The 13,180-nt window shown below is 69.6% G+C and carries 13 protein-coding genes, 1 pseudogene and 1 riboswitch; of the genes and pseudogenes, 7 read left to right on the forward strand and 7 right to left on the reverse strand.

Annotation, left to right across the window (positions count from 1 at the left end; translation table 11 throughout):
- The first annotated feature begins 32 nt into the window (after positions 1-32).
- Together murQ and E4N62_RS37705 are read left to right on the forward strand one after the other, a co-directional pair.
- Positions 33-1,073 carry an N-acetylmuramic acid 6-phosphate etherase gene (gene murQ, locus E4N62_RS37700; RefSeq protein ID WP_230221848.1) on the forward strand — a complete coding sequence of 347 codons (1,041 nt, stop codon included), beginning with the start codon at positions 33-35 and terminating at the stop codon, positions 1,071-1,073.
- Positions 1,074-1,184: 111 nt separating this feature from the next.
- A pseudogene (locus E4N62_RS37705) lies at positions 1,185-1,760 on the forward strand (hypothetical protein).
- Positions 1,761-1,992: 232 nt separating this feature from the next.
- Here E4N62_RS37705 and E4N62_RS37710 read toward each other — a convergent pair.
- Positions 1,993-2,229 (reverse strand): hypothetical protein, encoded by a 237-nt coding sequence (locus tag E4N62_RS37710; RefSeq protein ID WP_230221851.1) that lies wholly within the window; start codon positions 2,227-2,229, stop codon positions 1,993-1,995.
- Between the two features lie 115 nt (positions 2,230-2,344).
- On the opposite strand from E4N62_RS37710, the gene E4N62_RS37715 reads away from it, so the two are divergent.
- The 4 genes from E4N62_RS37715 (at position 2,345) to E4N62_RS37730 (ending at position 5,169) form a co-directional block, all read left to right on the forward strand.
- The gene (locus tag E4N62_RS37715) at positions 2,345-3,184 is read left to right on the forward strand and encodes a helix-turn-helix transcriptional regulator (protein ID WP_230221853.1); all 840 of its coding nucleotides are present in this window, start codon (positions 2,345-2,347) and stop codon (positions 3,182-3,184) included.
- Entirely contained in the window at positions 3,168-3,449 is a 282-nt protein-coding gene (locus E4N62_RS37720) for a DUF397 domain-containing protein (RefSeq protein ID WP_230221855.1), read from the forward strand. The genes E4N62_RS37715 and E4N62_RS37720 overlap by 17 nt, the downstream gene beginning before the upstream one ends.
- 25 nt (positions 3,450-3,474) lie before the next feature.
- Entirely contained in the window at positions 3,475-4,020 is a 546-nt protein-coding gene (locus E4N62_RS37725) for a DinB family protein (RefSeq protein ID WP_230221857.1), read from the forward strand.
- A 306-nt stretch (positions 4,021-4,326) separates the two neighbouring features.
- Positions 4,327-5,169, forward strand: coding sequence for a hypothetical protein (locus tag E4N62_RS37730; protein ID WP_230221860.1), 843 nt, complete (start codon positions 4,327-4,329; stop codon positions 5,167-5,169).
- Positions 5,170-5,193: 24 nt separating this feature from the next.
- Here the strand turns inward: E4N62_RS37730 and E4N62_RS37735 are convergent, their stop codons facing one another.
- From E4N62_RS37735 to thrC, 6 genes are all read right to left on the reverse strand, one after another.
- Positions 5,194-5,817, reverse strand: a complete 624-nt coding sequence (locus E4N62_RS37735) for a superoxide dismutase family protein (protein WP_230221862.1) — start codon at positions 5,815-5,817, stop codon at positions 5,194-5,196.
- 191 nt (positions 5,818-6,008) lie between these two features.
- Positions 6,009-7,151 carry an NADH:flavin oxidoreductase gene (locus E4N62_RS37740; RefSeq protein ID WP_230221864.1) on the reverse strand — a complete coding sequence of 381 codons (1,143 nt, stop codon included), beginning with the start codon at positions 7,149-7,151 and terminating at the stop codon, positions 6,009-6,011.
- Positions 7,152-7,429: 278 nt separating this feature from the next.
- Positions 7,430-9,052: a chaperonin GroEL gene (gene groL / locus E4N62_RS37745; RefSeq protein WP_184892522.1), complete on the reverse strand. Its 1,623-nt coding sequence runs from the start codon at positions 9,050-9,052 to the stop codon at positions 7,430-7,432.
- A 365-nt stretch (positions 9,053-9,417) separates the two neighbouring features.
- Positions 9,418-9,624 carry a cold-shock protein gene (locus tag E4N62_RS37750; protein ID WP_046709519.1) on the reverse strand — a complete coding sequence of 69 codons (207 nt, stop codon included), beginning with the start codon at positions 9,622-9,624 and terminating at the stop codon, positions 9,418-9,420.
- A 460-nt stretch (positions 9,625-10,084) separates the two neighbouring features.
- Positions 10,085-10,360 carry a MoaD/ThiS family protein gene (locus E4N62_RS37755; protein WP_059080349.1) on the reverse strand — a complete coding sequence of 92 codons (276 nt, stop codon included), beginning with the start codon at positions 10,358-10,360 and terminating at the stop codon, positions 10,085-10,087.
- A gap of 94 nt (positions 10,361-10,454) precedes the next feature.
- Positions 10,455-11,756 (reverse strand): threonine synthase, encoded by a 1,302-nt coding sequence (thrC, locus tag E4N62_RS37760; protein ID WP_230221866.1) that lies wholly within the window; start codon positions 11,754-11,756, stop codon positions 10,455-10,457.
- Positions 11,757-11,773: 17 nt separating this feature from the next.
- Positions 11,774-11,945: riboswitch (SAM riboswitch) on the reverse strand.
- A gap of 131 nt (positions 11,946-12,076) precedes the next feature.
- Between thrC and E4N62_RS37765 the strand changes: the two genes are divergently transcribed.
- On the forward strand, positions 12,077-13,021 hold the full coding sequence (locus E4N62_RS37765; protein ID WP_230221869.1) for a glucosyl-3-phosphoglycerate synthase: 945 nt from the start codon (positions 12,077-12,079) through the stop codon (positions 13,019-13,021).
- Positions 13,022-13,180 lie beyond the last annotated feature (159 nt).

Consider the following 13,180-nt stretch of genomic DNA (forward strand, 5'->3'; position numbering starts at 1 on the left):
ACCGTCGCTCCACCTGCACGGAATGAGTCACCATGCCACCCACCTGCCCCAACGCCTCCCCTCGCCCCGACACCTCCGACTCACCGGGCGCGTCCGACCGAGCCCTCCCGAACTCCTCCGCCCTCCCGAATTCCTCCGCCCTCGCCAACCACCTCGCCGTACGTGCCGAGTTGGAGGCGTTGACGACCGAGGCGTTCCGGCCGGAGCTGGCCGACATCGACCAGCTTCCGACGCTCGACATCGCCAAGCTGATGAACACCGAGGACGCGGCGGTGCCGACGGCCGTGGCCGCGCAGCTGCCGCTGATCGCGGCCGCGATCGACGCGATCGCGGAACGGATGGCCCGGGGCGGCCGGCTGATCTACGCGGGCGCGGGCACGGCGGGCCGCCTGGGCGTACTGGACGCGTCCGAGTGCCCGCCGACGTTCAACACGGCCCCGGCGCAGGTCGTGGGCCTGATCGCGGGCGGCCGGGAGGCCATGGTCACCTCGATCGAGGGCGCGGAGGACTCGGCGGAACTGGCCCGCGCCGACCTCGACGCGCTCGCGCTGACGCCCGACGACACGGTGGTCGGCGTCTCGGCCTCGGGCCGCACCCCGTATGCGGTGGGAGCGGTGGAGCACGCGCGGGCGGCCGGCGCGCTGACAGTGGGCGTGTCCTGCAACACGGCCAGCGCGCTCGCGGCGGCCGCCGACCACGGCATCGAGATCGTCGCAGGTCCCGAGCTGGTCACCGGCTCGACCCGGCTCAAGGCGGGCACGGCCCAGAAGCTCGTCCTCAACATGCTCTCGACGATCACGATGATCCGCCTCGGCAAGACCTACGGGAACCTGATGGTCGACGTCCGGGCCACCAACGACAAGCTCCGCGCCCGCTCCCACCGCATCGTCGCCCTCGCCACCGGCGCGACGGACGACGAGATCGAAACGGCCCTCACCGCCACGAACGGCCAGGTCAAGAACGCCATCCTCACCATCCTGAGCGGCGTGGACGCCCCCACGGCGACCCGCCTCCTGGCAGAGAACGAGGGCCACCTGAGGGCGGCGTTGGCGGCGGCGATGCGGACGGGCTGAAGGGGCCCGCGCAGGGGGCCGCCGCCGCGTGCGGCGTCCGCTGTCAGTGGCGTGTGGCACGGTGGTGGGGTCGTAGTCGTCTCCCTCGCCCCTCCGGGAAGGACCGAACCCGTGAACCACGCCCAGCTCACCGCTCTCGGCCGTGCCCTGCGTGTCCTCGGGGAGCACGGCGAGTCGCTGAACGCCGACACCCCGGACGCCCGGCTGCACGAGGTGAAGGCCGACATCAAGCGAGCGCTGGAGCTGCTGGACGAGACGGTCACGACGGCCGCCCCCACCACCCGCTGCGCCGAGCACCCGAACGGCCCGGTGGACGAGGAGGCCCCCGACCGCTGCCTGCTCTGCGAGACCCGCCGCCGAGCCGCCCGCCGCACCCAGCTGAACGACAGCTACGGCCCGCCCGCCCCGCGGGCCCCACCACTCCGGCCCCGTCCCGCTACGGCATCCGGGACGACCGCCCCGAACCCCAGCAGCGCTGGCTCCCGGAAGCGTGGAACGGCCAGGTCTGGCAGCTGTGCGGCACCCCCGCCGCGACCGCCGCGAGGCCGAGCTCTACCTCGCCGCCCAGCGCCGCGGCCCCGCCCCGCCATCGCCTACCGCCTGGTCCAGGAGTTCACCGACTACGACGTCACCCGCATCTGGGGCGAGCCGGTCCGCATGGACATCGAGCCCCTGGGGAACGTGTGAGCCCCGGGACACCGTCGCTCAGCACGGCAGCCGGCCCTCCTCGTTGACCCTGCGTACCCGGGCCCGCAGCACCTCCCTCGGCGTGGCCTCGCGCAGCGACCCGGCGGGCAGTCCCACTCCCGCCCGCCCCCGACCGGCCGCAACTGCGCGTAACCGCCCTCGTGACCCATGACCTCCCCGAGCCGCCCGTCCCGTACGTCCACGGCGTACGACCGCGAGCCCCGCGGGGCGGTCACGTCTCGGCCGCCTTGCGCAGGACGGCGGCGAGCCTGGCGGCGACCTGGAGGTTGCAGCGCCCCAACTCGACAAGCGGGTAAGGCAGTTCACTGGCGCCGGTGATCGGATCGACGCGCAGGGAGGGCAGGATGATCCCGACCCCGCGCAGGGCCTGGTCGAGCTGCTCCACGGCGTCCTCCGTCGAGAACGCGGACCGGCGCCGCCGCCGCCCGCTCACCGCTCTGTTCTTCACGTCGCCATTCCTCCACGCTGGGTTGCAGATTCACAACACAGCGTGTCCGACCACGTCCTAACCTGGCCAGATACGACGCCCCAACAGGGGGACTGCTGTACAGGGGGTAGTGCCCATGCCAGGATCGAAGGACCTCGACCCGTCGTCGTCACCGCGCGCGCTCCTGGGCGCGGAGCTGCGCCATGCGAGAGAGCGGGCGGGACTGAGCCAGGAGGACCTGGGCCAGCGGCTGTTCGTGAGCGGTTCGTTCGTGGGTCAGCTGGAGTCGGCGGTACGGCGCATGCAGCCGGAGATCGCGCGGCTGATCGATGTCGCGCTGGACACGGGGGACTTCTTCTCACGGAACTGCCTGGCCACCGCCAAGTCGAAGTACCCGGAACACTTCGCCGAGGCAGTAGAAGCAGAGGCGTCGGCTACGGAGATCCGCCAGTACTCGCCGCTTCTGATCCCTGGACTACTACAAACGGCCGCATACGCGCGAGCCGTGTTCCGTGCGTACCGGCCCACGGCATCGGTCGAGGTGATCGAAGGGTTGGTGGCTGCTCGCCTTGACCGAGCCCATCTCCTCGACAGTCCAACAGCTCCGTTGCTGTGGACCGTCATTGACGAGGCCGCCCTACGCCGAGTAACGGGCGGCCGGAAGGTCATGGCGGAGGCCCTGAACCACATTGCGGCCCTGGTCCAGCAGAACCAAGTCATCGTGCAGGTGCCGCCGTTCGACGCAGGGGCCCATGCCTCGATGGAGGGGTCCATGAAGTTGATGGACTTCGCAGACTCCCCGCCGCTGCTCTACTTCGAGGGGGTCGGCTCTGGACGGCTGGAGGACGACCCAGGGACCGTCCGCTACCAGCGGCGCACATACGAGTTCCTCACCGCCGCAGCTCTCTCGCCTGAGAAGTCCCTGGTCATGCTCGAAGCCATGGCCCAGGATTACTCGCATGAGGAACCTCTCTGAGTACGACCTGGACGCAGCCGTCTGGCACAAGTCCAGCTATAGCGGCGGCAGCGGCGGCGACTGCCTGGAAGTCGCCCGCTGGCGGAAGTCGACGTATAGCGACGGCAGTGGCGGCAACTGCCTGGAGGTCGCCCTCGCCCACCCCACCCACATCCCCGTGCGCGACTCCAAGAACCCCCTCGGCCCGAAGCTCGTGTTCCGAGCCGCGAGCTGGTCCCTGTTCATCGAGCAACTGAAGAGCGAGGTCAACGAGGTCAGGATCTGACCTACACGCTCCCTAGCGTGGAGCCATGAACACCACCACGGACACCCCGGCCCGCACCCTCCCCACCGAAGAGCACGCCACCCTGCTGGACGCCCTGGCGCAGCACCGCGACTTCCTGCGCCTCACCACCCGCGACCTCACCGACGAGCAGGCCGGCCGACGCACGACCGCCAGCGAGCTGTGCCTCGGCGGCCTGGTCAAGCACGTCACCTCGGTGGAGCACAAGTGGGTGACGTTCATCCTGGAGGGCACGTCGTCGATGCCCGACTTCACCAAGATGACCGACGCCGACTGGGCCCGCCGCGCGGACGAGTTCCGCATGCTGCCCGGCGAGACCCTGGCGGACGTACTGGACGCATACGCGCGCACGGCGGACCGCACGAACGAGGTGATCGCCGCCCTGCCCGACCTGAACGTCTCTCACCCGCTGCCGAAGGCTCCCTGGTTCGAGGGCCAGCCGCACTGGTCGGCCCGCAGGGTGCTGCTGCACGTCATCGGCGAGACGGCCCAGCACTCCGGCCACGCGGACATCATCAGGGAATCCCTCGACGGCGCCCAGAGCATGGCCTGACGCACCGATGCCCGACCGCCCCGAGGCTCAAGCCACCAGCCGCGAGCGCTCTTTCTTCGGAAGGGGTGGAGGGCCTCAACCCACCCTCCCACCCGGCGAGTTGACTTGACGCGTTCGACTTGCCACGCACCGTGACGGTGCTGATACGGTGCCCGCAGACGAAACAGCCCCCGCCAGGTGTTACCAGCACCTGCGGGGGCTTGACCTACAAGATCGAAGGATGAATTCGATCCCATGGCTACTGCCAACCTTAGTGGCGCTCCCCTGCCCGCGCACGCGGACCCGCACCCTCCGCACCGTCACCCCATGGCCAACCCGGGCTACGGCAAGCGCACCGCCCCCGGCCAACTCCCGCGCACGGCCCACGACTTCGCCGACCTCCCACCCCGCGAGGCGGCGATCGCCGCGTACCTCGACCGCCTGCCCGACGGCGCCGACATCAGCGTGAAGACGCTGGCCAAGGAGCTGTCGTACGGCCAATGCGCGCTGCGTACGGCCCTCAACAGGATCCAGGACGCGGGCCACTTGCGCCGGGGGCGGGAGCACCTGACCGCCAAGTCGGGGACATCGCAGTGGATCACCCGAACGTGGTTCTCCCGTACCGCGCGCGACGACACCTGGTGGGCGAGGTTCACCCGGGGTGACGTACCCGAAGAGGAACCGGACCGAGCCCGCCCCACCCGCTCCCGCGCCCACATCCTGCTGGCCGCCCTGGGCCGTACGACCCCGGCGCTGTCCCTCTCCCAGGCCGACTGCGTGACCCTGGCCCCGCTCCTGACCCCGTGGTTCGAGCGAGGCGCGACGGACGAGCAGATCAACCGGGCTCTCACCGCGGGCCTGCCCACCCCCGTCCACAGCCCGGCGGCCCTGATCCGCACCCGCCTACGCGACAAACTCCCCCCAGAACCACTACCGACACCGGCACACACCCCGGAGTCACCCCCGTCCCGCCCTCCCTCCGCATGCTGGAATGCTCCCGCTGCCGCGCCCGGGCCGCCCGGAGGCCTGCCGGGCGGCGTGTGCGGCGCGTGCCGTGGCGAACGCGCCCCGCCCGCCCCAAGGCGCCCCTCCGCCGACGCGGTCCGTACCCACGTGGCCCAGATCCGTGCGGCGATGTCACAACAGCCACGAGAGGGGACGCCCGTGTGACCGCTCCTACAGTGAGCCGAACTCCTACCGGAACGGAACGTTCACGCAGGCCAGCCGGGCCCCCGCCGTCCCCGCGTGCCCCTCGTGCGTGGAGGTCGCCGCCTCGTGCAGCACCACGGACCGGGCCCCGCCCTCCCGGAACCGCCAGTCGACGACGGCGACGGAGCGCGCCGAACCGTCCTCGTTCGTCCGCACGTCCAGCCACACCTCGTTCTCCGGGTTGGCGTAGGCGGGGTCGACGGACGGCTGCTTCGGGTCGGCCTCGTCCTGGTAGTGCGGCCCTGCGTCGGCGGGCAGCCTGCCGCAGGGTTTGGTGTGGACGTGCGCCCCGTACGCGCGGTTCGCGACGAGATCCCGCAGCCGCAGCTCGACCCGCGTACCGCCGTCGCGCCGCAGCTCCTCCTTCACCTGCACCCGGCCGGCGACCGGCACCAGATCGGCGTTGTAGGTGACGGCGGGCGCCACGTCGGCGGTGGCGGCCGGGGCGAACACCGTCTTGACGACGAGCTTCGGGACGGGCACCTTCTCGGCGACGGTCTCGCTGGCGCCCGCGTTCGCGGCGACGCCGAGTCCACCGGCGACGGCCACGACGGCGGCACCGGCCGCGATGAGGCGCTTGTTCTTCAGAGTGAGCTTGTGTCGTGCCATGGGGATTGTCCGATTCGTGGGGGGTGAACGGGATCATCAACAGCTCGGCGCCTCAACTACCGTTGACTGCAACGGAGTTGAGGCGCCGACGGCGCTGTGCCACGACACTACAACGACACATATGACGGAATTGGCTCGCTACCGCCGGGTACTGGGGAGACTTGGCGAAAGATCCCCGGCGCGGGGGCGACTCAGCTGAGCGAGCCCAGCGCCGACGGCTCGAACGTCTTCAGTTCGTCGAAGCGGCCCTGGAGCACCTTCGCCGCCCACTCGGGGTCCTGGAGCAGCGCACGGCCCACGGCGACGAGGTCGAACTCCTCCGCCTCCAGCCCGTCCAGCAGGTCGTCGATCCCCTTCGCCGCCGCCCCCTCACCGGTGAACACGGCGAGGAACTCCCCGTCCAGGCCGACCGAACCGACCGTGATGGTCGGCTTGCCGGTGAGCTTCTTCGTCCAGCCCGCGAGGTTCAGCTCGGACCCCTCGAACTCCGCCTGCCAGTAGCGGCGCGTGGACGCGTGGAAGGCGTCGACACCGGCCGCCACCAGCGGGCTCAGCATCGCCTCCAGCTCCTGGGGCGTCTCGGCGAGACGCGCGTCATACGCGTCCTGCTTCCACTGCGAGTAGCGGAAGATGACGGGGAAGTCGGCGGACACGGAGTCCCGTACGGCCGCCACGACCTCCGCCGCGAACTTGGTACGGGCGACGAGGTCCCCGCCGTAGGCGTCGGTGCGACGGTTGGTGTGCTCCCAGAGGAACTGGTCGACCAGGTAGCCGTGGGCGCCGTGGATCTCGACGCCGTCCATGCCGATGCGCTCGGCCTCGGCGGCGGACTTGGCGAAGGCCGCGACGACCTCGTCGATGTCGGCCTGGGTCATCGCCCGGCCGCCCTCGGCCTCGGTGCCGTCGGGCCGCAGACCGGAGGGGCCGAGGACGGGGGCCTCGGGGAACAGCTTGCCCTGCTGCCGGACGGTCCCGATGTGCCACAGCTGCGGCACGATCGTCCCGCCCCCGGCGTGCACGGCCTCCGCGACCCTCGCCCACCCGGCGAGCTGCTCCTCACCGGCGAACCGGGGCACCCCGTCGAGGTCCCCCGCCGTCTCGTGCCCGACGTACGTCCCCTCGGTCACGATCAGCCCGACCCCCGCGGCCGCCCGCCGCCCGTAGTACGAGGCGACGTCCGCGCCGGGCACACCCCCGGGCGAGAACACCCGCGTCATCGGCGCCATCGCGATCCGATTGGGGATGGTCAGCCCGTTGATCGTGACGGGCCGGGACAGCACCTCGGCGGCTCGGGACGTGGAACCAGTGGTGGAGGCGGTGGAAGCGGTGGTCACGTGGGGACTCCTCGGAGGGGAGAGCGGAATGCATTCCATGCGCACGCATATAGCGCGCGTCCCTCCGCACAACCACCCCCACCGCCACGGAATTCCACCCACCACCCCCACGCGCTGTGACCCCGGACACGCCATGCCACGGGCGCCGCCCCACCCGCCCGCTCACCCGCCGGCTCGCTCACCCACCCGCTCGCCGCAGGAAACGCCCGAGGGCGGCACCCCCCGATTCCAGGGAGTGCCGCCCTCGGTACCGCAGGACGGTGATCGACCGGGGTCGATCAGAAGTCCATGTCACCGCCCGGCATGCCGCCGCCGGCGGGCGCGGCGGCCTTCTCCGGCTTGTCGGCGATGACGGCCTCGGTGGTCAGGAAGAGCGCGGCGATGGAGGCGGCGTTCTGCAGAGCGGAACGCGTCACCTTCGCCGGGTCGATGATGCCGGAGGCGATCATGTCGACGTACTCACCGGTCGCGGCGTTCAGGCCGTGGCCGACCTGGAGGTTGCGGACCTTCTCCACGACGACGCCGCCCTCAAGGCCACCGTTGACGGCGATCTGCTTGAGCGGGGCCTCCAGCGCGAGCTTCACGGCGTTGGCGCCGGTCGCCTCGTCACCCTCCAGCTCCAGCTTCTCGAAGACCTGGGAGGCCTGCAGCAGGGCCACGCCACCACCGGCGACGATGCCCTCCTCGACGGCCGCCTTCGCGTTGCGAACGGCGTCCTCGATGCGGTGCTTGCGCTCCTTGAGCTCCACCTCGGTCGCGGCACCGGCCTTGATGACGGCCACGCCGCCCGCGAGCTTCGCCAGGCGCTCCTGGAGCTTCTCGCGGTCGTAGTCCGAGTCGCTGTTCTCGATCTCGGCGCGGATCTGGTTGACCCGGCCCTGGACCTGCTCCGAGGAGCCGGACCCGTCGACGATGGTGGTCTCGTCCTTGGTGATGACGACCTTGCGGGCACGGCCCAGGAGGTCGATGGTGGTGTTCTCCAGCTTGAGGCCGACCTCCTCGGAGATGACCTCGCCGCCGGTGAGGATGGCGATGTCGTTCAGCATCGCCTTGCGGCGGTCACCGAAGCCCGGAGCCTTGACGGCGACGGACTTGAAGGTGCCACGGATCTTGTTGACGACCAGGGTCGACAGGGCCTCGCCCTCGACGTCCTCGGCGATGATCAGCAGCGGCTTGCCCGACTGCATGACCTTCTCCAGGAGCGGGAGCAGGTCCTTGACGTTGGTGACCTTGGAGTTGGCGATGAGGATGTAGGGGTCCTCCAGGACCGCCTCCATGCGCTCCATGTCGGTCGCGAAGTACGCCGAGATGTAGCCCTTGTCGAAGCGCATGCCCTCGGTGAGCTCAAGCTCCAGACCGAAGGTCTGCGACTCCTCGACGGTGATGACGCCTTCCTTGCCGACCTTGTCCATGGCCTCGGCGATCAGCTCGCCGATCTGGGTGTCGGCGGCGGAGATGGAGGCCGTGGAGGCGATCTGCTCCTTGGTCTCGACCTCCTTGGCCTGGTCGAGCAGCGCACCGGAGACGGCCTCGACGGCCTTCTCGATGCCGCGCTTGAGGGCCATCGGGTTGGCGCCGGCGGCTACGTTGCGCAGGCCCTCGCGTACGAGCGCCTGGGCGAGAACGGTCGCGGTGGTCGTACCGTCACCGGCGACGTCGTCCGTCTTCTTGGCGACTTCCTTGACCAGCTCGGCGCCGATCTTCTCGTACGGGTCCTCGAGCTCGATCTCCTTGGCGATGGACACACCGTCGTTGGTGATCGTGGGGGCGCCCCACTTCTTCTCGAGGACGACGTTCCGGCCCTTGGGGCCGAGCGTCACCTTGACGGCGTCCGCGAGCTGGTTCATGCCGCGCTCGAGGCCGCGCCGCGCCTCCTCGTCGAACGCGATGATCTTGGCCATGTGAAGTGGTCCTCCCGGACTGGGGTGGATTGCTCCGGACCGCGCTGGCGCCCGCGACGGACGGCCTGCCTGCCTCGTGGTTCCTTGCCCCACCCGGCCTGCGGGCCTCACCGACCCGGTCCTCGTTGTCACTCTCACCTTCAGAGTGCTAACGCCAATGATTAGCACTCGACCATGCCGAGTGCAAGCGGCTCTCGATGATCCGCAGGTGAACGCGCCCGCGCACGCGCCGCCCCGGTGGCCCCGCACACCCCTCACACGCAGGAGGGTCCGCAGCACACGCAGGAGGGCCCGCACCCCTGACGGGGTGCGAGCCCTCCCGAAAAAGACGAAGAACGTCGCTGCGTGAAACCCGGCGCGTTACTTCAGCCGACCGCGAGCCGGACCATGTCCGCCTGCGGTCCCTTCTGACCCTGCGAGATCTCGAACTCGACCCGCTGGCCCTCTTCCAGGGTGCGGTAACCGTCCATCTGGATCGCGCTGTAGTGGACGAATACATCCGCACCACCGTCGACCGCGATGAAGCCGTACCCCTTCTCCGCGTTGAACCACTTGACGGTGCCCTGAGCCATGCCTAACTCCCCTATTACTGGCCCTTGCACAGATCCACACTTCGCGGATCCGGGTCAGACCTCACCCCCCAACGGTTGGGGGCGTGCGCCGGAACGCGTCGACCGCGGCCGAATGTATCTGTCCAACTGCCCTCTGCAACAGGTCAATCGGACGAGAATTCTGGACACGACCGGTCGGGAATGTACGAACAATTCGTCTGAATTCAGGGCAAGTCGGGCCCCACAAAAGGAACGAAATACGCAAAAGGCCTGCACACTTTGGCTACTTCATATAGGGCGTGCGGCGCGATCAGATATGCGCCCGGCAAGGAATCACTACGGTGATCGGACCGGGTTCCCCAACTCTACAGTGCTCAACCATAGAGAATTGCCCCCTCCGCTTCTCTCACGGAGGGGGCAATTCGATGAACTCTCGGTAATCAAGGTTACCGACGGTTACTACCGGCCGGTACGACGGCGGTCAGCCACCGGCGACCGCGGGAATGATCGACACACCCGCACCGTCCGGCGTGGCCGTCTCCAGACCCTGCTCGAACCGGACGTCGTCGTCGTTCACGTACACGTTCACGAACCGCCGCAGCTTGCCCTGATCGTCGAGCACCCGGGCGGCGATCCCGTTGTGGTTCTTCTCCAGATCGGCGATGACCTCGGCGAGGGTGGCGCCCTCCGCACTCACCTCGGCCTGCCCGCCGGTGTAGGTACGAAGAATGGTGGGGATGCGGACGCTGACGCTCATGACTTGTGACCTCCGGGTCGGTGCAGAAGAGTTAGGGGCGCGGGGAACTGCGCGACCAGCCCCCACGGACCCGCAGACGAACGACTACCAGGCCTCAGACAAGGCCGGCCTCACGGAACGAGTCGAGGTTGGGCCGAATGGTCGCGGTCAGCCCCGTCCCGGCCACCGCGTCCAGCGTCTTCAGACCGTCCCCCGTGTTGAGCACGACCGTGGTGAGCGTCGGGTCGAGGAGCCCGTCCTCGATCAGCTTCTTCGTGACACCGACGGTCACGCCACCGGCGGTCTCCGCGAAGATGCCCTCCGTCCGCGCGAGCAGCTTGATCGCCTCGACGACCTGCTCGTCCGTCACGTCCTCCACGGCCCCACCGGTCCGCCGCGCGATGTCCAGCACGTACGGCCCGTCCGCCGGGTTGCCGATCGCGAGCGACTTGGCGATGGTGTTCGGCTTCTGCGGGCGCACCACGTCGTGCCCGGCCTTGAAGGCCACCGACACCGGCGAGCACCCCTCGGCCTGCGCACCGAAGATCTTGTACGGCTTGTCCTCGACGAGCCCGAGCTTGATCAGCTCCTGCAGCCCCTTGTCGATCTTGGTGAGCTGCGACCCGGAGGCGATCGGCACGACCAGCTGGTCGGGGAGCTGCCAGCCGAGCTGCTCGCAGATCTCGTACGCGAGCGTCTTGGAGCCCTCGGCGTAGTACGGCCGCAGGTTGACGTTCACGAAGCCCCAGCCCTCGCCGGCCGGGTCGCCGATCAGCTCGGAGCAGAAGCGGTTCACGTCGTCGTAGTTGCCCTCGATGCCGACGAGCTCGCCGCCGTAGATCGCGGCCATGACGACCTTGCCCTGCTCCAGGTCGTGCGGGATGAACACGCAGGACCGGAAGCCGGCGCGGGCGGCGGCGGCGCCGACGGCACCGGCCAGGTTGCCCGTGGAGGAGCAGGAGAGGGTGGTGAAGCCGAAGGCGCGGGCCGCCTCCAGGGCCTGTGCGACGACCCGGTCCTTGAAGGAGTGCGTCGGGTTGCCCGAGTCGTCCTTGACGAAGAGCTTGCCGGCGTCGACGCCGAGCGCGGCGGCCAGGTTGTCGGCCTTGACGAGCTGGGTCCAGCCGGGGTTGATGTTCGGCTTGGTGGCCACGTCCGCCGGGACGGGCAGCAGGGGCGCGTACCGCCAGATGTTCGCGGGACCGGACTCGATCCGCTTGCGCAGCTCCTCCGTGTCGTAGGCGGAGTAGTCGTACGCGATCTCCAGCGGCCCGAAACACTCCTCGCACGCGAAGACCGGGCCGAGGGGTACGCGGTGACCGCACTCACGACAGCTCAGAGCGGCGGCGGGGCCGAGGTCTACTGTGGAGGTCGAGCCGAGGGAGTCGGTGGTGCTTGCAACAGTCTGCGCAGCCATGGAGGCGAGGCCCTTTCTCCTCATCTTCCTCACGACGCACTTCGCCGTGAGACGGATTTGGCACCTTCCCTAGCCGGGAGCCTCACCACGATGACGATGACGCGACGATGCGCGAATGTCGTGGTCAGACCGGCTGGAGGGTTGCCGGGGCTTCATCGGGCCGTATCCCTCTGCCCCTCTGGATGAGCGGTATTTGGTTGTATACGCCGACCAGCAGCGACATGCGATGGTCACCAGCGTTGTCCAAGACTGTAACCGAAGGCCAGGACAGTTGAGAGAGCCGTCCGAACCGCGAGATGAACGCAGAGGAGCCGCGCACTGTGCTGAACGAAGTCGAGCGCTGGCTGAGTACCCGCTCCTGGTCCACGTCCGACCGCCCGCTCCACCGGATCATGGCCGCGAAACGCGCCACGGGACAGACGGTCAGCGTCGTCCTGCCCGCGCTGAACGAGGAGGAGACGGTCGGCGACATCGTCGCGATCATCCGTCACGACCTCATGCGACAGGTCCCGCTCGTCGACGAGATCGTGGTCGTCGACTCCGGCTCGACCGACCGGACGTCGCAGGTCGCGGCGGCCGCCGGGGCGACGGTCGTCCACCGCGACGACATCCTGCCCCGCATCCCGGCCGTGCCCGGCAAGGGCGAGGTCCTGTGGCGGTCGCTGATGGTGACCTCCGGCGACATCGTCTGCTTCATCGACGCGGACCTCAGGGAGTTCTCGTCGGACTTCGTCTCCGGGATCGTCGGCCCGCTGCTCACCGACCCCGGTGTCGACCTCGTCAAGGGGATGTACGACCGCCCCCTGGGCTCGGCCGCCGGTCAGGGCGGGCGTGTGACGGAGCTCATGGCCCGCCCCCTGCTCAACATGCACTGGCCGCAGCTGGCCGGCTTCGTGCAGCCGCTCGGCGGCGAGTACGCGGCGCGGCGCTCACTGCTCGAACGACTGCCGTTCCCGGTGGGCTACGGCATCGAGCTGGGCATGCTGGTCGACGCGCTGCACCTGGTCGGCCTCGACGCGCTCGCGCAGGTCGACGTGGGCGTCCGCAAACACCGGCACCAGGACGGGGCGGCGCTGGGCCGCATGTCGGCGGCGATCTACCGCACGGCTCAGTTGCGGCTGGCCCGGGGGCACCTGATCCGTCCCGTCCTGACGCAGTTCGAGCGGGGCCGGGAGGGTTTTGAGCCGCGCACGTACTCGGTGGACCTGGAGGAACGACAGCCGATGCTGGAGATCGAGGAGTACGCGGAACGAAAGGCGGCGTAGGGGTGGGGCCGGGGTGCGTTGTCGGGCGCGGGTCCGGTGGGGGCTGGTCGCGCAGTTCCCCGCGCCCCTGAAAAGCAGGGGCTGGTCTTTAGGGGCGCGGGGAACTGCGCGAGAAGCCCCCACCGGACCCGCAGCCACAGACGAAACAGGCACCCCCCA

This window comes from Streptomyces sp. MNU76 (assembly GCF_020982545.1).
Lineage (GTDB): Bacteria > Actinomycetota > Actinomycetes > Streptomycetales > Streptomycetaceae > Streptomyces.

What these genes read in the sequence shown, in the direction of transcription:
- murQ (WP_230221848.1), top strand. Translation starts at nt 33, where the DNA reads ATGCCACCCACCTGCCCCAACGCCTCCCCTCGCCCCGACACCTCCGAC.
- E4N62_RS37715 (WP_230221853.1), top strand. Translation starts at nt 2,345, where the DNA reads ATGCCAGGATCGAAGGACCTCGACCCGTCGTCGTCACCGCGCGCGCTC.
- E4N62_RS37720 (WP_230221855.1), top strand. Translation starts at nt 3,168, where the DNA reads ATGAGGAACCTCTCTGAGTACGACCTGGACGCAGCCGTCTGGCACAAG.
- E4N62_RS37725 (WP_230221857.1), top strand. Translation starts at nt 3,475, where the DNA reads ATGAACACCACCACGGACACCCCGGCCCGCACCCTCCCCACCGAAGAG.
- E4N62_RS37730 (WP_230221860.1), top strand. Translation starts at nt 4,327, where the DNA reads ATGGCCAACCCGGGCTACGGCAAGCGCACCGCCCCCGGCCAACTCCCG.
- E4N62_RS37735 (WP_230221862.1), bottom strand. Translation starts at nt 5,817, where the DNA reads ATGGCACGACACAAGCTCACTCTGAAGAACAAGCGCCTCATCGCGGCC.
- groL (WP_184892522.1), bottom strand. Translation starts at nt 9,052, where the DNA reads ATGGCCAAGATCATCGCGTTCGACGAGGAGGCGCGGCGCGGCCTCGAG.
- E4N62_RS37750 (WP_046709519.1), bottom strand. Translation starts at nt 9,624, where the DNA reads ATGGCTCAGGGCACCGTCAAGTGGTTCAACGCGGAGAAGGGGTACGGC.
- E4N62_RS37755 (WP_059080349.1), bottom strand. Translation starts at nt 10,360, where the DNA reads ATGAGCGTCAGCGTCCGCATCCCCACCATTCTTCGTACCTACACCGGC.
- thrC (WP_230221866.1), bottom strand. Translation starts at nt 11,756, where the DNA reads ATGGCTGCGCAGACTGTTGCAAGCACCACCGACTCCCTCGGCTCGACC.